The sequence below is a fragment of the Corynebacterium aquilae DSM 44791 genome (assembly GCF_001941445.1).
GTDB lineage: Bacteria > Actinomycetota > Actinomycetes > Mycobacteriales > Mycobacteriaceae > Corynebacterium > Corynebacterium aquilae.
The window spans coordinates 1208407-1228328 of the sequence record NZ_CP009245.1 but is presented as its reverse complement, the minus strand read 5'-3'; the positions used below and the strand labels follow the sequence as shown (position 1 = coordinate 1228328).

The 19922-nt window shown below is 63.1% G+C and carries 15 protein-coding genes; 6 read left to right on the top strand and 9 right to left on the bottom strand.

Annotated elements, in window-relative coordinates; all coding sequences use genetic code 11:
- Window positions 1–88: 88 nt before the first annotated feature.
- Window positions 89–2341: an NAD-dependent DNA ligase LigA gene (gene ligA, locus CAQU_RS05190; RefSeq protein WP_169836027.1), complete on the bottom strand. Its 2253-nt coding sequence runs from the start codon at window positions 2339–2341 to the stop codon at window positions 89–91.
- 194 nt (window positions 2342–2535) lie between these two features.
- Between ligA and CAQU_RS05185 the strand changes: the two genes are divergently transcribed.
- Both CAQU_RS05185 and CAQU_RS05180 read left to right on the top strand, forming a co-directional pair.
- Window positions 2536–3219, top strand: coding sequence for a 3'-5' exonuclease (locus CAQU_RS05185; protein WP_211276135.1), 684 nt, complete (start codon window positions 2536–2538; stop codon window positions 3217–3219).
- A 218-nt stretch (window positions 3220–3437) separates the two neighbouring features.
- Window positions 3438–4388, top strand: coding sequence for a CAP domain-containing protein (locus CAQU_RS05180; RefSeq protein ID WP_075725838.1), 951 nt, complete (start codon window positions 3438–3440; stop codon window positions 4386–4388).
- A gap of 55 nt (window positions 4389–4443) precedes the next feature.
- On the opposite strand, the gene CAQU_RS05175 is transcribed toward CAQU_RS05180, so the two are convergent.
- The 8 genes from CAQU_RS05175 to CAQU_RS05140 form a co-directional block, all read right to left on the bottom strand.
- On the bottom strand, window positions 4444–5547 hold the full coding sequence (locus CAQU_RS05175; protein ID WP_075725836.1) for a hypothetical protein: 1104 nt from the start codon (window positions 5545–5547) through the stop codon (window positions 4444–4446).
- Window positions 5540–6673, bottom strand: a complete 1134-nt coding sequence (gene mnmA / locus CAQU_RS05170; protein WP_281248019.1) for a tRNA 2-thiouridine(34) synthase MnmA — start codon at window positions 6671–6673, stop codon at window positions 5540–5542. Before mnmA ends, CAQU_RS05175 begins: the two co-directional genes overlap by 8 nt.
- Before the next feature lie 94 nt (window positions 6674–6767).
- Window positions 6768–7961 carry a cysteine desulfurase family protein gene (locus CAQU_RS05165; RefSeq protein WP_075728406.1) on the bottom strand — a complete coding sequence of 398 codons (1194 nt, stop codon included), beginning with the start codon at window positions 7959–7961 and terminating at the stop codon, window positions 6768–6770.
- A 126-nt stretch (window positions 7962–8087) separates the two neighbouring features.
- Window positions 8088–9035 (bottom strand): electron transfer flavoprotein subunit alpha/FixB family protein, encoded by a 948-nt coding sequence (locus CAQU_RS05160; protein ID WP_075725832.1) that lies wholly within the window; start codon window positions 9033–9035, stop codon window positions 8088–8090.
- Between the two features lie 103 nt (window positions 9036–9138).
- On the bottom strand, window positions 9139–9924 hold the full coding sequence (locus CAQU_RS05155) for an electron transfer flavoprotein subunit beta/FixA family protein (protein WP_075725830.1): 786 nt from the start codon (window positions 9922–9924) through the stop codon (window positions 9139–9141).
- 224 nt (window positions 9925–10148) lie between these two features.
- A complete protein-coding gene (locus CAQU_RS05150; protein WP_075725828.1) occupies window positions 10149–11345 on the bottom strand; it encodes a class I SAM-dependent methyltransferase in 1197 nt (398 codons plus the stop codon).
- 92 nt (window positions 11346–11437) lie between these two features.
- The gene (locus CAQU_RS05145; RefSeq protein ID WP_075725826.1) at window positions 11438–12232 is read right to left on the bottom strand and encodes an NUDIX hydrolase; all 795 of its coding nucleotides are present in this window, start codon (window positions 12230–12232) and stop codon (window positions 11438–11440) included.
- Window positions 12233–12453: 221 nt separating this feature from the next.
- The gene (locus tag CAQU_RS05140) at window positions 12454–13314 is read right to left on the bottom strand and encodes an ABC transporter ATP-binding protein (RefSeq protein ID WP_075728404.1); all 861 of its coding nucleotides are present in this window, start codon (window positions 13312–13314) and stop codon (window positions 12454–12456) included.
- A gap of 252 nt (window positions 13315–13566) precedes the next feature.
- Between CAQU_RS05140 and CAQU_RS05135 the strand changes: the two genes are divergently transcribed.
- The 4 genes from CAQU_RS05135 (at window position 13567) to CAQU_RS05120 (ending at window position 19901) form a co-directional block, all read left to right on the top strand.
- Window positions 13567–15600, top strand: a complete 2034-nt coding sequence (locus tag CAQU_RS05135) for an alpha-1,4-glucan--maltose-1-phosphate maltosyltransferase (RefSeq protein WP_075725824.1) — start codon at window positions 13567–13569, stop codon at window positions 15598–15600.
- 419 nt (window positions 15601–16019) lie between these two features.
- Window positions 16020–18215: a 1,4-alpha-glucan branching protein GlgB gene (gene glgB / locus CAQU_RS05130; protein WP_075725822.1), complete on the top strand. Its 2196-nt coding sequence runs from the start codon at window positions 16020–16022 to the stop codon at window positions 18213–18215.
- Window positions 18216–18579: 364 nt separating this feature from the next.
- Window positions 18580–19032, top strand: a complete 453-nt coding sequence (locus CAQU_RS05125; protein ID WP_075725820.1) for a hypothetical protein — start codon at window positions 18580–18582, stop codon at window positions 19030–19032.
- A gap of 251 nt (window positions 19033–19283) precedes the next feature.
- The gene (locus CAQU_RS05120; protein WP_075728402.1) at window positions 19284–19901 is read left to right on the top strand and encodes a MarC family protein; all 618 of its coding nucleotides are present in this window, start codon (window positions 19284–19286) and stop codon (window positions 19899–19901) included.
- Window positions 19902–19922: the final 21 nt, after the last annotated feature.

Sequence of the window (19922 nt, the reverse complement as noted above, 5' to 3'; positions counted from 1 at the left end):
TGTTCGCTCACCAGCATGACAAAAGCCGGGCATGTGTCCTCACACACGCCCGGCGCGCCCCTGGCAGCACTTGGCCGCGTTGTGTTGTTTATTCGGCCTCTGTGGTCAGTGCGCTGGGGCCGTGTTCGAGGAGGGTGATGAAGCCGTTTTCGTCGAGGATGGTCAGTCCGAGGTCGCGGGCTTTGGTTTCTTTGGAGCCGGCGTTTTCGCCGACGACGACGAAGTGGGTTTTTTTGGATACTGAGCCGCTGGCTTTGCCGCCGCGGCTGAGGATGGCTTCTTTGGCGCCGTCGCGGGTGAAGTTGTCGAGGGAGCCGGTGACGACGATGGTGAGCCCTTCGAGGGTTTGTGGTGGTAGGTCGCTGACTTCGTCTTCCATGGGTAGTCCGGCGGCGCGCCAGGTGTCGACGATTGTGCGGTGCCAGTCGACGGTGAACCAGTCGAGGAAGCTTTCTGCGATGATGTCGCCGACGCCGTCGGTGGCGGCGAGTTCAGCTTGGGGTGCTTGTGTGAGCGCGTCCAGGCTGTGGAAGCGGGCGGCGAGTGCGCGGGCGGCGGTGGGGCCGACGTGGCGGATGGATAGTGCGACGAGCACGCGCCACAGTTCAACCTCGCGCGAACCATCGGTGAGGGCCTGCAGGTTTTTCAGCAGTTTTGTGCCGTTGGCGCCGAGTTCGTATTCGCGGGGCTGGCCGGCGTAGTTTTTGCGGTTTCGTCGGGAGGAGGAGGTTTTGGTCTCTTTGACGAAGGGGCTGGTGGCTACTGCATCGAGTTCGCGGTAGGGCGGCAGCTGTCCTGCTTCAAAGCGGGTTTGTTCCGGGTAGGGGCCGGTGGGTGCGGTGGCTAGCAGGTCGTCTTCTGTGAGGGCGAAGATGTGTGCTTCGTTGGTGATGATGCCGCGGTCGACCAGCAGGCGGATGGAGTCTTCACCGAGGGCTTCGATGTCGAAGACGGCGCGGCTTGCCAGGTAGGTCAGTCGGGAGATGAGTTGTTCGGGGCAGGATTTATGGTTGGGGCAGCGCCAGTCTTTGTCGTCATCTTTTTGTTGCACCAGGGTGGTGCCGCAGGAGGGGCATTTTTCGGGGAACTCGAAGGCGCGTTCCTGCCCGGTGCGGCGTTCGACGACTGGGCCGAGGATTTCGGGGATCACGTCTCCGGCTTTGCGGACCACCACGTGGTCGCCGATGAGTACGCCTTTGCGTGTGACTTCGTATTGGTTGTGCAGGGTTGCCATGGATACGGTGGATCCTGCGACGAAGACGGGTTCCAATATGGCGAAGGGGGTGACGCGACCGGTGCGGCCGACTCCGCATTCGATGTCTTTGAGTTCGGTGGTGACTTCTTCCGGCGGGTATTTGTAGGCGATTGCCCACCGGGGGGCGCGGCTGGTCGCGCCCAGGGCGCGCTGTGCGCTGCGGTCGTCGACTTTGACGACCAGGCCGTCCATTTCGTGGGTGGGGTCGTGGCGGTGCTTGGCCCAGTGCTTCATTTGTTTGACCACCGCATCCGCGGTGGTGACGCGTTTGGTGTGGGGGCTGACGGGTAGTCCCCATTTCGCCAAAGCTTCGTAGGCTTCGTGGAGGGTTTTCGGGTCGAAGCCTTCCGCGTAGCCCACCCCGTGGGCGATGAATTGGAGTTTGCGGCGTTCGACCGCGTCGGCGTCTTTTTGGCGCAGGGAGCCGGCGGCCGCGTTGCGGGGATTGGCGAAGGGGCGCCCTTGAGGGTTGCGACTGGTGCGGGTTTGGGCGATGCGGTCTTCATTGACCGCGGCGAAATCCTCCAGGGCGATAAATACTTCGCCGCGGATTTCGAGGACCGCCGGCACTTCGACTTCGGAGTCGTCCAAGCTCTTGGGGATACCGCCGATGCGGAGCGCGTTGACGGTGACGTCTTCGCCGACGCGGCCGTCGCCGCGGGTGGCTGCGCGCTCAAGGCGACCGTTTCGATAGATGATGTCCAGTGACAGGCCATCGATTTTCAGCTCGGTGAGGTAGGCTTCCGCCGGCGTCCGTGCCAACCAGTCCCGCAGTTCTGCTTCGTCGAAGACGTTGTCCAGCGACAGCATGCGTTCCAAGTGTTCGACGTTTTCAAAGCTTGACTCCGTCGGGGCCGCACCGACCCGCATCGTCGGTGAATCAGGTACCGCCAGTTCCGGATATTCGGCCTCCAAGCGCAGCAATTGCTGGAACAGCGCGTCAAAGTCCGCATCTGGAATCGTCGGAGTGGAGTTGTAGTACCGCTCGCGGTGTTCTGAGACTTCGGCGGCCAGCTGCTCCCACCGGCGGCGCACTTCGTTGTCGGCCGGCTGGGGGTTTTCGGGGGTCACGCTTTGATTCGACACAGCCGCTAAGTGTAGCCGCACGGCCGCACATCCCCCCAGCAGCACGCGTTGTCAGCAGGCGCCGGGTGCCGGTTGCCTGCCGTGGATGCGACCGCGCCACAACCTCGCCGCGAGCTATAAGGTGCGTGGCTCGTTCTCCCCCATCGACACCAAAGGCTTCCCGCGCCCCAACCTACTCGCCTAGTGTTAAACACATGTTGCCTTTCGACCCCACCAATATGCTCTCCTTCGACCTGGAAACCACCTCCGCGAATCCCCTTGAGGCCCGCATCGTGACCTCCGCTTTGGTGCGCATTAAGGGACGCGAGGTGAAAAAAGAGGAACTGCTCGCGGATCCCGGCGTCGAGATCCCCCAGGAAGCATCCGAGGTTCACGGCATCACCACCGAATACGCGCGCGAACACGGCCGGCCCCACGAGGAAGTCCTGCAAAAAACGGTGGACGCAATCCGCCAAGCCTGGTCCGAAGGCGTCAGCCTGGTGGTGTACAACGCCGCCTACGACCTGACCGTGCTCGGGCAGCTTTTTGAGGACTTCACCGTCGACGGCACCGTCTTTGACCCCTACGTCGTCGACAAAGCCATGGACCCCTACCGCAAAGGCAAACGCACCCTGGGGGCCGTGTGCGAAAACTACAACATCACCCTCGACAACGCCCACGAAGCCACCGCCGACGCGCTTGCCGCAGCCCGGGTTGCATGGGTGCTGAACAAAAAATTCGCCGACAAACTCCAAGGACTCAGCGGCGAAGAATTGATGGAAAAACAAGCGGTGTGGCATCACGACTCCCAAACCAGCCTGAAAAAGTATTTGGAAAGCCGCGACCGCGACGCCTCCGACGTCTCCACCTCCTGGCCGATGCGCTCCGCCAACACCTAAACAACACCGCGGCTATTTCACCCCGCACTTAAAAGGCGCTGCATGAGCACAAACACCTGTGCCATGCAGCTCCTATGCATTCCGTGGGTGCCGGGGCATATAAGTTCTTCACCAATCACGCCTATAGCCCAGGTGCTACTGGCTAGAATCTCCGCTCGGAACCGACTTTTTCACACCACCTCCCCACTCACAGTCCCCCACGCCCCAAGGACACCTCCATGAAGCGCACAGGCCTTATTGCCGCCCTGCTCACCACCTCCCTGCTCCTGCCCACCCACATCGCCGCCGCAGATCCCTCCCCCACCACGGGCATCGAACTCAACGTCGGCACCCACAACATGGTCGGCGAAGCCGTCGAATACAACCCCGCCGAAGCCAACACCATCGGACTGGCTTCCCTGAAAGAACTGCGGCGCACCATGTGGCAAGCCAACCCCAAATTCCAGGGCAACGCCTACGATCATTACCCCGCCGGCACCCGCCTGCGAGATGCCGCCGCCGCAGCCGGCATCACCACCCTGGAGCAATACCTCGACGTGCACACCAGCGAAGCACTCAACCGCATCGCCATCCAACGCGCCTTCGAAGCCTCCGCACATTACGACCACGTCCGACCAGATGGCTCGAGCTACACCACCGCCCACTTCGGCACCCCCATCCACTACGGAGAATCCCTAGCCGCAGGGCACAACGACCTCCACAGCGCCATCACCATCGGGTGGGGCAAAGGTGAACTCAAAGCACTCAACGCCAACGGTGGACGATGGGCCCACAACACCGGGCACCTCATCCAAATGATCGACCCCAGAAACACCTACTACGGCTTCGGCGCCGTCGAAGTGTTCGGACGCGACGGCAAAACCTACAAAGGTAAACGCTTCGCCGGCCTCGCATCGCGGCAACAAGACATCGTCCTGCCGGAAACACCCGACACCGGCAAACAGGTGGTTTGGATGTACCGGGCGCCCAAAACCATCGGCGGCCAGGGTGAAAGCGTGACCGGACTGCGCGAAGGCACCCCGAAAATCGTGCGCCCCGCCCCCATCACCGGCGGCACGACCATCCCTGGTTCAAGCGGCAACCTCATCACCATCTTGGGGGCCATCGCCACCATCCTCAGCCTGCTCGGCGCGATCGCCTCCTTCGCCCAACAATTCGCCCCGCGCTAAAAAAACCAGCCCCAGCGAACACCACACCAGGTGGGCGCTGGGGCTTGAAATCAGGTCACAAATCGCCGGCGTCCCGCACCAGCATCTCCGCTGTTCGCCGGGCACATGCCAACTGCTTCGAAGCCGCAACCGCCTGGCCTGAAGACAAAGGTTTGTTAGGTAAGACGTCCACCGACGTCGATAACCACTCGCGGCCCAACTGCATGTCGTCGACCAGCTTCGCCACCTCAATGGCCCGCTGCCGAGGAATAGCTTGGTCTTCATCGATATAATCGCCGTCCTCGATGATTCCCACGCCGACCCGCAGCCCCGCATCGGCGACCGCAGCGATGGTGTCAAGGCTGCGTGAATCGTTGATCGCGTCCCGGGAAACCCACAGGCCACGCACCCCGCTGCGCAACGCCAACTCCCACCCCACAGGGTCTGCCACCCCAGTCACAATCGCCCCACTTAGCCCCTGTGCATCCGAGCAGCTCGCAGCGGCCGCAGCCTGGTGCATTCTCTGCCAAGCACTGGCCATCCCATCAGCCCCCAACGCAGCTATGGTGTCAAAATCAGTAACCCCCGGCAGCGTTCCCTGCACTGCGGCCACCGCAGCCGGATCAACAATGAGCACGCTAGTCGAGGCAGCGCAGCGTCGCTGAATCTCTCCGACGATACGCCCCGACAATTCCACCAACGCAGCACCGATATCCCTTCGCGCCCCAGCATCGGTGATGGCGGGATAACCGTTGGGCATTTCCAGTTGATAAGACAGGGTCGCTGGCCCGAGCAGCGGCACCAGGATGTGCTCGCTCGTGGCGCCCCAGCTAGCAAAAACCTCGTCGAGCTGGCGCGCAAGTGCCCGTTGGATGCGCTCGCTAAAACGGGTGGTGCCGGCGGTCAGGACGAGTCCGCGGGGACCTGGTTGCACCCCAAATCCCTCGAGCATGGCCGCGGTGCGCGCGACCAGGCTGTGCGCGCCAGCAGTGGCACTGTCGGCATGACGCGCGCCGCGACCGTTTTCTGCCTCCGGAAGATACGGCAGAGTGCGGTGAGTGAGTTCTCCGGCAATGATGTCCGTGGCGATCGCAAAATCGTGCCCGGGAAGCGGGCCGAAGTTTGCCGCGCGGGAGCGCCGAACCGCAGCGCTAGCGGTGGTGCTTGGGCCTTCAGCCATTGTGGGCCATGGGGGCAGTTGCGGTGATGGTGCCGGATCCCATGACGATGTCGCCGTCCTCATCGGGCAGATACACCACGACGGCCTGCCCGGGGGCTACTCCCTCGAGAGGGGTTTTCAACTCGCAGCGCAGGCTGTCGGCGTCCAGGTCAATGTGCACGGTGGCATCGACAATGCCCCCGTGGGCGCGGACTTGGATGATCGCCTCCACCGTGCCGTCGAAATCGGGGTGAAGTTTTTTCAACCGGTCAGCGTAGATCGTGCCGATTTTAAGATCTTCACGACTGCCGACTGTGACGGTGGCGGTCTGCGCGTCAATGCCGGTGACATAGCGGGGCTTGCCATCTTCGGCAGGCTGCTTGATGTCAAGGCCTTTGCGCTGGCCAATGGTATAGCCGTAAACACCGTCGTGGGGGCGAAGATCCTTGCCGTCTTGGTCGACGATCATGCCAGGACGCATGCCGATCCGCTTGCCGAGAAAAGCTTGGGTATTGCCGTCGGGAATGAAACAGATGTCGTAGGAGTCCGGCTTGCTGGCCACGGAAAAGCCGTGGGCTGCGGCCTCCTTGCGGATCTGCGGCTTGTGGGTATCCCCCACGGGGAAAAGACAATGATCAAGTTCGTCTTGGGTGAGCACCCCAAGCACATAAGACTGATCCTTATTGGGGTCAATGGCGCGCTTGAGGGTGGCCGTCCCATTGTCATCGTGGGAAATACGAGCGTAGTGACCCGTGGCGACAGCATCGAACCCGAGAGAACGAGCCCGCTGAAGCAAGGCGCGGAACTTGATTTTTTCGTTACAGCGCAGGCAGGGGTTGGGGGTTTCACCGCGCTCATAAGAGGTGACGAAGTCGTCGATAACTTCTTCGGCAAAGCGATCAGAAAAATCCCACACATAAAACGGGATCCCGAGGTGATCGCAGACGCGACGCGCGTCAGCAGAATCCTCCAGGGAACAGCAGCCCCGGGCGGATTCACGCACGGATTGCGGATCCCGGGACAACGCCAGGTGGACGCCAACCACATCGTGGCCTTGCTCGACCAGTCGAGCTGCGGCGACTGAGGAATCCACTCCCCCGCTCATTGCGGCGATGACGCGCACGAATTCACCATCTCTTTCCCTGATTGTGTGTTGCCTGGTGGTTACTGGGCAGCGGCCAGACTACCGCGCGCATGCCCACTGGTGCCACCTAGGTCTCGCTTGGAAGCCACGGTGGACTTTAAGCCATTCCGGCGCTGCGGGCTTGCGCAGCAATACCGGGCAACGCCCGGATGAGAGCCTCGACGTCGTCTGCACAGGTGGTACGCCCAAGGGTGAAACGGATGGCACCTCGGGCAATGTCGGTGGGCACCCCCATCGAGAGCAAAACCTCGGAGGCCCGATTAACACCACTTGCACAAGCAGATCCAGTAGAAGCCTCAAAGCCAGCCATATCAAGCAGCATGATCAGGCTATCGCCTTCCGCGCCGGGAATGCTGACATGAACGTGGCCGGCAAGCGCATTTTCTGGGGTGTGCACGACAACGTCCGGAATATCTGCTTGGATGGCGGCAATCAGCCGGCCACGCAGGGCACTCAGTCGCTGGTTTTCGGCATCAATATCCTGGCGAGCTTCGGTCAGCGCCGCCGCCAGCGCCGCAGCGCCTGCAACGTTGACGGTGCCGGGACGGATCCCGCGCTCCTGTCCCCCGCCCAACAGCACCGGTTGGGGTGCCGGGCTGCGGCGAGCCAGCAGCAACCCCATGGCGCGCGGACCGCCAAACTTGTGGCCACTGGCAGCCAGGGTGGTGCAGCCAAGCTGGTGGAAATTGACGTGCTCGTGGCCAACCGCCTGCACCGCGTCGACGTGGACGGGCACGGTGATCCCGGTAGCTTGCCCGCAGTCGGCGGCCAGCTGGATGAGCTCACCGACGGGTTGTTTCGCCCCGGTTTCGTTGTTTGCCCACTGCAAGGTGGCCACCGCGGTATGCCGCAGTGTCGCAAAATCCCGGTCGCGCTCACTGGAAGCAAAGCCGGCGACATCGGCGACAGCGCCGACTACATCAAGCGCATGGGAACGCATGCCCCGGCCGGTGAGATCCTCAACGGTTTTCGCAACCGCCGGATGCTCCAACCCGGAACTCACGATGGTGTCACGTCCGGCGGCCAGCCCTGCCCGGGCCAGACCGGTCATGGCCAAATTGTCAGCTTCCGTACCAGAGGCGCAAAAAATCACCTCGATGGGTTCGCACCCCAACAGCTGCGCCACGGTTTCGCGAGCAGTCTCCAACACCCGCCGGGCAGCCCGACCAGAGGCGTATTGCCCGCCCGGGTTCAACAGGTGCGCATGCTCAACAAAAGCGTCGATGGCGACCTGCCGCATCGGGGTGGTGGCGGCATGGTCGAGATAAATGCGATTGTCCGCAGATGGCATGAAAACCTTAAAGGTAAAAAATTCGAAAAACACCCAATGCTCATTGGGTGGGAGTACACACAAACGCGCACCATTCTCGCATCGCTAAACCACGACAGGAGAACAGTGCGCGCTAGAAGACCTGGCTTAGCCGCGTCGCGCCTTAATCAGCTCAATGACTTCAGGAACGACCTTTTCAACATCGCCAACGATACCGAAATCAGCGATCTCAAACAGGTGCGCGTCCTCATCGTTATTGATCGCCACAATGGTGCCGGAGGTCTGCATACCGGACTTGTGCTGGATAGCGCCGGAAATACCCAGGCCAATGTAAAGATCCGGGGACACAGTCACACCGGTCTGGCCGATCTGTGCAGCACCGTCATAGGCGCCGGCATCCACCGCATCGCGGGTAGCGCCCACAGCACCGCCCAGCGCATCCGCCAGGGGCTCCACATAGGTGGCGAAGCCCTCATCGCCGACACCGCGACCACCAGCAACAACCACCTTGGCCTGGGTCAGTTCGGGGCGATCGCCCTTGACTGCCGGGGTGAAACCGGTAACGGTGACGTCCTTGGTGGTCGCTTCCGGCAGGGGCTGCTCAACCAGGGTGCCGGGGGCGGCCTGCGGCTCAGCGTCGACCGCGCCGGGGCGCAGGGTGAAGATGGGGCTTGCCCCGCCGACGGCTGCGCCGATGGTGATGGTGTCGCCGAAGATGGATTGGGTGGCGGTGAGATCCGGGTTGATGGCGACGACGTCGCACAGCACGCCACTGGCCAGGCGGGCGGCGAGCCTGCCGGCAATTTCGTTACCGCTGGGGCCGTGCGCGATGAGGATCGGGGCGGGGTTGGCGGCCGCCAGGATGCTCAAGGCGTCCGTGGCGGGGATGATCAGGCGCTGGGCGACGTGGTCGGCTTCGGCGGCGACGATGGTGTCGGCGCCGAGGGTGCGCAGCTGTTCAGCCAGCTGGTTGGCGGTGCCGGGGGTTCCGACGACCACGGCGGTGACGGCGCCCAGGGGGCGGGCCGCGGTGATCAGTTCACCGGTGACTGCGTCGAGCGAGCCGCCGGCGTGTTCCACGAGAACGTAAACCATGGTGGTGGGTTTCCTTATGTCTGTGCAGCCCACTAGAGGGGTGGGCGTGGAGATCGTGTGTACTGCTGTGGTCGCTGCCGTGAAAAGGTAGCGATCCGGCGGGTTAGATCAGGCCGCGCTCGGCGAGGAAGTCGACGAGTTCGGTGGGGGCGCTGGCGCCACGGGTGATGGTGCCTTGGGTGCGCTCGGGTCGGGTGTCGGCGCTGCGCACGGCAGTTGCGGCGTGCGCGAGCCCGACCTGCTCGGCGGTGGCGCCGGTCTCGGCGAGGCTCAAGGTGCGGATCTCCTTCTTCTTGGCGGCCATGATGCCTTTGAAGTTGGGGAAGCGCGGCTTGCCGGACTTTTCAGTCACGGAGACCACGGCGGGCAGCTGGGCGGACAGCTCGTATTCGCCGTGGGTGTCTTCGCGGGTGCCGGTGATGGTGGTGCCCTCGATGGCGACCTTGGTGAGGTTGGTCAGCGCGGGCACAGCACGGTATTCGGCCAGGATGCCGGGCACAGCCCCCATGGATCCGTCGGAGGAGGCGTTGCCGGTGACCACCAGTGCGACGTCTTCGCCGAGGGCGTTAATCGCGCTGTTGAGCGCCCAGGAGGTGCCGAGCACGTCGGAGCCGGCGAGCGCGTCGTCGGTGAGGATGGCTGCGTCATCGCAGCCCATTGCCAGTGCCTTGCGGAGTGCTTCTTCAGCACGCGGGGTGCCCATGGTGAGGGCCACGACCCGGTAGTCGGGGTTGGCTTCCTTGAGCTGCAGTGCCTGCTCGACGGCGTACTCGTTGATCTCGTCGATGACCTCGTCTACGCCCTCGCGGTGGAGGGTGAAATCGGGGTTCAGGGTGCGTTCCGACCAGGTGTCGGGGACGTGCTTGACGCACACCACGATGGTGGGCATTCGTCTCTCACTTCCTACAAGTTTTGTCTTTTATTTGTCTGCCTGCGCGGATCAAGCTTTGACGGCTGTTGGCGCGCAGGCGAGGCTCAAGTCTTCCATGCTAGCAATCAGCGCTTGTAGAAGACCATGCGTTTTCCGGAGTTAGCCTAGCCTATTTTGCCCGATGGTGGCTGCCGAGGGCCTGTATACAAGCCGCAGATCCTCGGTCGGGATCTTGTCCGCGACTACGCCGAGGTGCGTTCACGATGCTGTCTGGGGCCACAAATCAACGCAACTCCCTGGGAGCCGATGCGGGTGAGCACCACCGCACCTGGGTTTTTACCCTTGGGCTTGTATTTTTTGCGCAGCTCATCGGGATCACCGTCGATGCCGCGCAGCAGAATTTCCACCGAGCCGATGTTGTGAGCTGCAAGTGCTGCTTTGACCTTTTTGGGATTGGCCACGTCGAGGATTTCAAAGCCCGAGTAGCCGGCGGGGATTTCTTGCCCGGTCAGGTAGGCGATGCGTTCGTCGAGTTGGCTCAGGCCGTAGCGGTGGGCGAAGGCGCGCACCAGTCCGGCGCGCACTACTGCCCCATCGGGGTCGATGAGGTAGCGTCCCGGCGCGCTCACGCCGCAGTCGTCTGGGTCACGGTCGGTGAAGGTGTCTTGTCCCCAGGGTTTGATGATGTTGGCTTCGCGGGTGAGGTTGTCGCTGAGGTGTGGGGTGTAGAGGCAGGCTTCTTTGACGCCACCGTCGACGCTGGTGATGCTGACGAGGCCTTCCCAGTCGTTGAAGTCGAGTCCGGGGGCGCATTTGATGGCGAGTGCCCGGTTGTGGTGGCGGTTGATGAGTTCGGGGAGGGGTGGGATGAGGTCGGTGGGGCTGGTGATGCGGCGTCCGCCGTTGCGGCGGGCGGGGTCGGCGATGATGATGTCGGCGGTGCTGGTGGTGGTGAGGGCGTCGGCGATGGCGAGTTGGTGGGGTGCCTGGTGGGGTGTTTGCTGGGGGGTGTGGTTGAGGTTGTAGTGCGCCATGGCGATGCGTGCCGGGTCGAGGTCGCTGCCGATGGTGGGGATTCCGGCGTGGGTGAGGGCGGCGATTTCGGTGCCGATGGAGCAGGTGACGTCGTGGGCTGTGGTGCCTGTGCCCATGGTGGTGTGGATGCGGTGGGCGCGGAGTGCAGCGACGGCCATGGGGGTGGCTTGTTGGGAGCTGTCGGTGCACATGAGCCAGTGTGAGGGCAGTTTGTTGTGGTGGTGGGCGCTGGCGCGGGCGGTGAGGAGTTCGTGGACGGCGCGGGCGTGGTCACCGAAGTGCTGTTTGAGGGTGCTGGCGGTGTGGATGGCGTCTTTTTTGGCCAGGGAGATGGTGGGGGCGATGGCGTCGATGGTGTTGGCGTTGTCGACGAGGAAGCTGACTTCGGCGGTGGTGTAGCTCATGCGGTGTGGGGGTGTGCCGGTGGGGTTCCGGTGGGCCTGTTGGTGCTTAGTTAGAAGCGGCGTGGGGGTCTGGTGGGCCTGTTGGTGCTTTGTTAGAAGCGGCGTGGGGGTCTGGTGGCGCGGATGGCAAAGTATTCGCGGTAGCGGGGGTCGTCGGGTTGGGCTTCGGTTTCGACGACGAGGGGGTATGCGGGTGGGTTGGCGAACAGGTCGGCGACGGTGCTGGCGGCGGCGAGGCGTTGGAGTTGGGACCAGGTGGGGAGGACGAGGTGGAGGAGTCCGGCTTTGAAGCCTTCGAGCAGGAGGTGGGGTTGGAACCAGCCGGCGGAGGTGGTTTCGCGGGTGTGGATGTCGTCGGGTTCTTGTCCTTCGGGGCAGTGTGCCAGGAAGCTGAAGGTGTCGAATTGTCTTTCGATGGGGAGGTTGGGTGGGCCGATCCAGTGGGCGAAGGGGGTGAGGAGGGAGGAGTCGATGCGGAGGTGTTCGTTGTCGAGGAACTGGTGCAGGGGCAGCATGTGGGCTTCCATGGCCAGTCGTTGGTGGTGGTAGCTGGTGGCGTCTTTGAGGACGGTGCCGGTGGTGTCGACGGCGAGGAGGAGGCCGGCTTCTTCGAAGACTTCGCGGACGGCGGCGAAGGTGAGTGCGCGGGCTTTGGCGCGGTCGACGCCGAGGAGTTGGGAGAAGTGGCGGGAGTCGGGTCCGGCCCACAGGTGGGGGCGGGAGATGTCGAAGTCGCGGGCGTCTACTCCCCCGCCGGGGAAGACGGTGGTGGAGGGGAAAGAGGGCATGGTGTGGGTGCGTTCTTGGGCGTAGACTTCGATGCCGTTGTCGCTGTCGCGGACGAGGAGGACGGTGGCGGAGAGTTTTCGTCCTTGGTGGCCTTCCATGTGCTTTCGTCACCTCCTTGTGGCTGGTGTGGTCGCACGTGCGGGGTGGGTGCGGTGCGGGGTGGTGTTTCTTCTTTTCTACTACGTGTGCTTGGGGGTCTGGGGTGGTTTTGGGGGTCTAGCTAGGGGCTAGGTGTGGTTTTAGGTGTGGTTTTAGGTGGGGTTTGTGTAGGGGCCGGCTGGGGTCTGGGTGGGGCTACTGGGTGGGGCTTCTGGGTGGGTTAGCGGCGGTGTTTGGTGCCGCCGGTGCCGCGGCGGGCGAAGTAGCGGCCGTCGATTTCTGTCAGTTCGATGGGCTGGTGGAAGGCGCGGGTGAGGTTGTCGCTGGTCAGGACGTCGTCGATGAGGCCTTGGGCGACGACGGTGCCTTCGTCGAGGAGCATGGCGTGGGTGAAGCCTGCGGGGATTTCTTCGACGTGGTGGGTGATCATGACGGTGGCGGGCGCGTCGGGGTCCATGGCGAGTTCTCCGAGGTGGCCGACGAGGTCTTCGCGTCCGCCAAGGTCGAGGCCGGCGGCGGGTTCGTCGAGCAGGAGTAGTTCGGGGTTGGTCATCAGTGCCCGGGCGACGAGGACGCGTTTGCGTTCGCCTTCGCTTAGGGTGCCCCAGGTGCGGTCGCGGAGGTGGAGTGCGCCGACTTTTTCGAGGGTGTCTAGCGCTTGGTCGAAGTCGATGCCGTCGTATTCTTCGCGCCAGCGACCGAGGATGGCGTAGCCGGCGGAGATGACCAGGTCGGCGACGACTTCGTGGTCGGGGATGCGGTGTGCCAGCGCGGCGGAGCTCATGCCGATCATGGTGCGCAGGTCGCGCATGTCGGTTTTGCCGACGGTTTCGTCCATGATTTTTGCGACGCCACCGGAGGGGAATTCTTCGGCGCCGGCGAGTCGGATGAGCGTGGTTTTGCCGGCCCCGTTGGGGCCCATGATGACCCATCGTTCGTCGAGTTCGACCTGCCAGGTGACGGGCCCAAGCAGGGTTTTTCCGTCGCGGACGAAGGTGACGTCGCGGAAGTTGACCACCAGGTCCGCCTCGTCAACGGGGGCGGTTGCGGGGGTGGATTGTAGTACGTTTCGCTGGCTCAAGTTTTCGCTCACGGTGACTATCTTGTCTTATTTTGTTTCGCCGTGTGGGCAGTGACACTTGCCGGGGTGGTGCTGGTGGGTGGCGGGGGTATGTGGGGTTGGGGTGTGGGTGTGCGGATTCGTGGTCGCGGGGGTGGGTTGCCAGCTAGGGTTGTAGGAGGACAACGTGCGGAAGTGTTGTGGCCGCGCACTTGGTGCCCGGCGGTGTTGTTTCCGCCCCCTACGACTCACAGAGAAGACGAAAAGATAACCATGGTTGGTCGCCTCGGAATTGATGATGTTCGCCCCCAGGTCTCCGGCGGGGCGGTTCCCGCTAAGGCAGTCGTTGGTGAGGTGATTCCCCTTTTTGCTGTTATTTGGCGTGAGGGCCATGACGCGATGAACGCCACCGCGGTGGTCAAGGGGCCCGATGGCTCTGAGGTGGCTGGCAAGGACGCGCTGCATATTCCGATGCAGCGCAGCCCGCACGACCCGGATCACGTCAACGCCATCATGGTGGCTGACGTTCCCGGCACCTGGGAAGTCACCATCGAAGCCTGGTCGGATCCGATGGCAACCTGGCGTCACGCGGTGACCGCGAAGATTGAGGCCGGTCAGGGCGAGGCGGAGCTGGCCAACGATTTGGAGCACGGTGCCCGCCTGTTTGAAAAGGCCGCGGCCCAGGTGGCGCGGGAAAACCGCAAGTTGTTGTTGGATGTTGCCGCATCGCTGCGCGGCAAGGGCGATTTGCGGGCCCGGGTGGCCCCGGGCTTGTCGCGGGAGGTGCTGGCGTTGTTGACGCTGCACCCGCTGCGCGAGCTGGTGACCGCCTCCGACACCTATGAGGTGCAGGTGGAGCGCCGGGAGGCGCTGGTGAACTCGTGGTACGAGTTCTTCCCGCGCTCCACCGGCGGATGGGATGCGGAGGGCAACCCGGTGCACGGCACCTTTGCTACCGCCGTGACGGAAATTGAGCGTGCTGCCCGGATGGGCTTTGACACGGTGTACTTCCCGCCGATTCACCCCATCGGTGAGATCAACCGCAAGGGCCGCAACAACACCCTGACCCCGGAGCCAACGGACGTGGGCTCCCCCTGGGCGATCGGTTCGGTCGCCGGCGGCCACGATGCGGTGCACCCCGAGCTGGGCACCCTGGAAGATTTTGACGCGATGCTCGCACGCGCCCAGGAGTTGGGGGTAGAAATCGCCCTCGACCTGGCACTGCAATGCGCCCCCGATCACCCCTGGGCAAAAGCCCACCCCGAATGGTTCACCGTGCTGCCCGACGGCACCATCGCCTACGCGGAAAACCCGCCAAAGAAGTACCAGGACATCTACCCGCTGAACTTCGACAACGATCCAAAAGGCATCTACAACGAGATCCTGCGCGTCGTACTGTTCTGGGTCACCCGCGGTGTAACCACCTTCCGAGTAGATAACCCGCACACCAAGCCGGCCGATTTCTGGCAGTGGCTAATCGCCAAGGTGCACCGCGACCACCCAGAAGTGATCTTCCTGGCGGAAGCATTCACGCGCCGCCCACGCCTCTACGGTTTGGCTAAGGCCGGGTTCTCCCAGAACTACACCTACTTCACCTGGCAGGTCTCCAAGTGGGAGCTGGAGCAATTCGCCCGCGAAATCTCTGCCATGGCGGACGTATCCCGCCCCAACCTCTTCGTCAACACCCCCGACATTTTGCACGCCACCCTGCAGCACGGCGGCCGCGGCATGTTCGCGCTGCGCGCAGCCCTGGCCGCCACCATGTCACCGCTATGGGGCGTGTACTCCGGCTACGAACTATTCGAACACGAAGCCGTCGCCCCCGGCAGCGAAGAATACCTGGATTCGGAGAAGTACGAACTCAAACCCCGCGACTTCGAACGCGCCCTGGCCGAAGGCAACTCACTAGAGCCGTTTATCACCACGCTCAACGAGATTCGCCGCAGCCAACCCGCCCTGCAGCAGCTCCGCCAGCTGCACTTCCACCACATCGACAACGACAACCTGATCGCCTACTCCAAGGTGGATGCCCTAACCGGCAACAGCGTTCTCGTCGTCGTCAACCTCGATCCCTACAACGCCCAGGAAGGCACCCTCCACCTTGACCTGCACGCCGTGGGATTGGGCGGATACGACCACTTCGAGGTCACCGATCTGATTACCGGCGCCGGCTACACCTTCACCGGGGCGAACTACATTCGCCTAGAGCCCTGGAACAACGTCGCCCACATCTTCAAGCTGCCCGATGTGGACGCCTCGCGCCGGGAGCAGTTGGCGTGGCGTGAAGTCAGCGAGTACCGCGCCTAAAGCCGCATCACTCCTGCTTGTCTCCTCCCCCGTTTTTTCGACCCGCGCCTTCCGCGACATGGATGGCGCGGGTTCTCGCGTTCTGCACCCACCCCAGGTTCGAGTGTTGCGCGGTGCACAACACCTCGGTTGGTGGTGGGGGTAGTAGCGGGGGAATGCATGGCATTGGTCACAGCGCATGTCCTACAAGCCTGTGAACTGGGGCGGGGAAATGACAGCGGTTTTCCGCTGAACTTCCCACACCTAAAGGGCCTCATGGGGGTAGCGTCGTAAGGGTACAACTGCATGCCCACCCTGGCGCTTGTACGTGGCGTCCCCGGAGAGAAAATGCCGCTTTGCGCGGTGTTGTTGTGACCAGGCATGTAGTCCGCGTTGTCGCAACGCGAATGACTTGAATGGCCCTGACAAAAGGACACGTTATGACCCAGCCCAACTACGCACAGCTCCCCGACCACGATCGGCAGCGACTGCGGGCCTGCACCCACCACGATCCGCACGCGGTTCTCGGCTGGCACGCCGTCGATGGTGGCAGTGTGCTGCGCACCCGCCAGATGGGGGCCGAGTCCGTGGCCGCGGTCTTGCAGGACGGCAGCCGCGTGGAGCTTAATGCGTTGGGTGATGACTTCTTCGGCGCGCACCTGGATCGCACCGAGGCCTGCGACTACCGGCTGGAGGTGACCTGGCCGGGCGGTTTCACCGCCACCCAGGCCGACCCCTACTACTTCCTGCCCACCGTCGGCGAGACTGACATTTATCTCATCTCCGAGGGCCGGCACGAACGCCTGTGGGAGGTGCTGGGCGCGAACGTGAAAACCTACACCACCGCCATCGGTGAGGTCTCCGGCACCGCGTTTGCGGTGTGGGCCCCCAACGCGGTCGGTGTCGCCGTGGTCGGCGACTTCAACGGGTGGAATGGCGCCCAGTTCCCCATGCGCTCGCTTGGCAGCTGTGGCGTGTGGGAGGTGTTCCTACCCGGCGTGCAGCCCGGCGCGGTCTACAAGTTCGCCATTTACACCCAGGAAGGCTACCGCCGCGACAAGGCTGACCCGTTGGCTAAGCTCGCCGAAACGGCGCCGGCCACCGGCAGCGTGGTGGCCGCCTCCGACTACAGCTGGGGCGATGAGCAGTGGCTGGAAAAGCGCCGCACCACAAACCATGATGTGGAACCGATGAGCGTCTACGAGGTGCACCTGGGTTCCTGGAACCAGGGCCAGGACTATCGCCAGTTGGCGTCCACCCTGGTCGACTATGTGGCCGATATGGGCTACACCCACGTGGAGTTCCTGCCCGTCGCCGAGCACCCCTTCGGTGGCTCCTGGGGCTACCAGGTCTCCGGCTATTACGCCCCGACCTCCCGGTGGGGTTCCCCGGATGATTTGCGCTTCCTCATCGATAGCTTCCACCAGCGCGGCATCGGCGTCATCGTCGACTGGGTGCCCGCCCACTTCCCCAAGGATGATTTCGCACTGGGCCGCTACGATGGCCGCCCCCTCTACGAGCACCCGGACCCGCGCCGCGGTGAGCAACAGGACTGGGGCACCTACGTGTTCGACTTTGGCCGCCCGGAGGTGCGTAACTTCCTCGTCGCCAACGCCCTGTACTGGGCGGAGGAGTTCCACATCGATGGTCTGCGCGTCGACGCGGTCGCATCCATGCTGTACCTGGATTACTCCCGCGAAGACGGCCAGTGGGCTCCCAACCAGTACGGTGGCCGCGAGCACTTGGAGGCCGTGCAGTTCCTGCAGGAAGTCAACGCCACCGTGCACCGCGCCCACCCGGGTGTGCTGACCATCGCGGAGGAATCCACCTCCTGGCCGGGCGTGACCGCCTCTACTGAGCACGGCGGGCTGGGTTTTTCCATGAAGTGGAACATGGGCTGGATGAACGACACCCTCGAATACTTCTCCGAGGACCCGGTCAACCGCCGCTACCACCACAACGAAATCACCTTCTCCCTGGTCTACGCCTTCAGCGAGAAGTTTGTGCTGCCGATTTCTCACGACGAGGTGGTGCACGGCAAAGGCACCCTGTTTACCCGCATGCCGGGTGATGTGTGGAACAAGGCCGCCGGTGTGCGCATGCTGCTGGCCTACATGTGGGCCCACCCCGGCAAACAACTGCTGTTCCAGGGCCAGGACTTCGCGCAGCGCGCCGAGTGGAGCGAAGCCCGCAGCCTGGACTGGCACGATCAGGACGGGTGGGAAGGCGAATACCACCGCGGCGTGATGGAGCTGGTGCGCAGCCTCAACGGCCAGTACAAGGCCCTGCCGGCGTTGTACACCCAGGACTTCAGCGGACACGGCTTCGGGTGGAATAAGGCCGACGATGCCAACAACAACATCTTGGCGTTCACCCGCTACGGCACCCAGGGCGAAAAAGTGCTGTGTGTCTTTAACTTCGGTGGCACCAGCCAGCCGGAATACACCCTGGGCGTGGCAGAACCGGGCCAGTGGCGTCTGGTGCTCAACTCCGATTCCGGCGAATTCGCGGGCGCCAACAATGCGCTACCGGAGACGGTGGAAGCTATTTCCTTCCCGCACGATGGTTACGACAACTCGTTGACCCTGCACATCCCCGCGATGAGCGCGCAGTGGTACGTGTTTGAGGGACGATAGTTCCTTTCACCACGTCGCGGCGGCTGTGTGGGAAGCCCAAAAATGGAGGTTTCCCACACAGCCGCCGCCCCATGTGCCCCACCAGCCACAGCAGTTCGCACTGACCCCACATAGTCGACCGATGTGTGTCCTGGCCTGCAGGGATCTTTGTTTATGCCCCCGGTTACTTTTTGGCTCAAACACCACACCACTGGGGTACTATCAAGCCGTAGCTTTGGGGAACTTTTCATTTTCCCTAACCGCGATTGCCCCATTTTCGCCCACCACATCTGACCTTGATGCTGCCTAAAGCGCACAACCGTTGCGCGGCGTGTGCAAAAAGGGTCGTGTCGGTGGCACGTCGATTATTTTCTAGGAGGTCGCCATGCGTCGCATGTCTGCGCTTCTCGTCGTCTGCCTGGCGACGATCCCCGTAACCATCAACCCCGCCACTAGGGCCGATGAGCCGCCGGCGACCCCGGTGGTGGTGCGCGCCTCGGTGAGCGCATCCCAGCTGGAGGAGTTAGTCAACTCCACCCAGGCGTCCACCTGCCAGGACGTAGCAAAAACCTATGCTGGCGCGCCGCGTAATCTGCGATCCTTTAGGGATTTTATGCACCGCGAGGGCTTTCCTTCCCAGGGGCTGAACCTGACGGTGAATCAGGAAGTGAAACTGATGCACGCCGTCGAGGACAAAATGATGGACTGCCGCCTCATCGACGATGATCGCACCGTCGCAGCCCGGATCAGCTCCTACCTCTCAGAGGTTTTCGGCCCGGTGTCTTACCTGCTTAATCGGGTCTCCGAAACGAACTTCGGCGTGACGCGTTTCGATTAGTTGGCCAACCACCTGCAGGTGGGCGCGCAGAGATCCTCGTGATCTGTGCGCGCCCCTTTTTTGTGTAGCTTTCACAAGGCCCAATCATTTCAAGGCTTTGCACTCGGGGGTGAATGCGAAGCTTGGGTGGGGGCAGAGCCCGCAGTTGGCAGGGATCACCAGTATGGTGGTCATGCCGGGATGGGCGCCGAATCGGCGTGCATTCTTGGACCTTTTGGCCAGCACCCGTGAAGGAGCCTTCCGTGATCAGTATGTTCATCACAACGCTCGCCGCGTTGTTTCCCATCACCAACCCGATTGGCGCCGTCGCAGTCTACGCCAGCATGAGCACCCCATTGAGCGAATCGCAGCGCAAAAAGCAGGCAGTGATGACGGCGATCTACGTGTGCGCCATCCTGGCGGTGTTTGCCGTGGCGGGACCGGTTTTGCTCAAGGGTCTAGGTCTGACGATCCCGGCGCTGCAGCTCGCGGGCGGATTGGTGGTCGCCCACGCCGGCTACAAGATGCTGAACACCGCCCCGAAGCTTTCCGATGCGGAGCACGACCACGCCAGCCAGCGGGCGACAGCTGGCCTTGATATCGCCTTCTCCCCCATGGCGTTGCCCATGATCGCCGGGCCCGGCGCCATCGGTGTGGTCATCGCGTTGGGTGCAAAACACACCGGTATGGAATCCACGCTGGGCATCGTGGCAGGAATTGTGGCCATGGCAGCGCTGATCGGTGTCTTGCTGCGTTTTGCTACCCCGTTGGTGGACAAGATGGGCCCCACCGGCCTGGGCGCGCTATCCCGGATCATGGGCTTTTTGATTCTGGCGATCGGCGTGCAGCTGATGATCGCTGGAGCAACGTCTACTTGGCCGGCCCACTAGGCGAGCACACCCAGAAAAACA

Bases quoted from the DNA above. Each gene is read 5' to 3' on its own strand.
- CAQU_RS05185 (WP_211276135.1), top strand. From the start codon at position 2,536: ATGTTGCCTTTCGACCCCACCAATATGCTCTCCTTCGACCTGGAAACC.
- CAQU_RS05180 (WP_075725838.1), top strand. From the start codon at position 3,438: ATGAAGCGCACAGGCCTTATTGCCGCCCTGCTCACCACCTCCCTGCTC.
- CAQU_RS05175 (WP_075725836.1), bottom strand. From the start codon at position 5,547: ATGGCTGAAGGCCCAAGCACCACCGCTAGCGCTGCGGTTCGGCGCTCC.
- CAQU_RS05165 (WP_075728406.1), bottom strand. From the start codon at position 7,961: ATGCCATCTGCGGACAATCGCATTTATCTCGACCATGCCGCCACCACC.
- CAQU_RS05160 (WP_075725832.1), bottom strand. From the start codon at position 9,035: ATGGTTTACGTTCTCGTGGAACACGCCGGCGGCTCGCTCGACGCAGTC.
- CAQU_RS05155 (WP_075725830.1), bottom strand. From the start codon at position 9,924: ATGCCCACCATCGTGGTGTGCGTCAAGCACGTCCCCGACACCTGGTCG.
- CAQU_RS05150 (WP_075725828.1), bottom strand. From the start codon at position 11,345: ATGAGCTACACCACCGCCGAAGTCAGCTTCCTCGTCGACAACGCCAAC.
- CAQU_RS05145 (WP_075725826.1), bottom strand. From the start codon at position 12,232: ATGGAAGGCCACCAAGGACGAAAACTCTCCGCCACCGTCCTCCTCGTC.
- CAQU_RS05135 (WP_075725824.1), top strand. From the start codon at position 13,567: ATGGTTGGTCGCCTCGGAATTGATGATGTTCGCCCCCAGGTCTCCGGC.
- glgB (WP_075725822.1), top strand. From the start codon at position 16,020: ATGACCCAGCCCAACTACGCACAGCTCCCCGACCACGATCGGCAGCGA.
- CAQU_RS05125 (WP_075725820.1), top strand. From the start codon at position 18,580: ATGCGTCGCATGTCTGCGCTTCTCGTCGTCTGCCTGGCGACGATCCCC.
- CAQU_RS05120 (WP_075728402.1), top strand. From the start codon at position 19,284: ATGTTCATCACAACGCTCGCCGCGTTGTTTCCCATCACCAACCCGATT.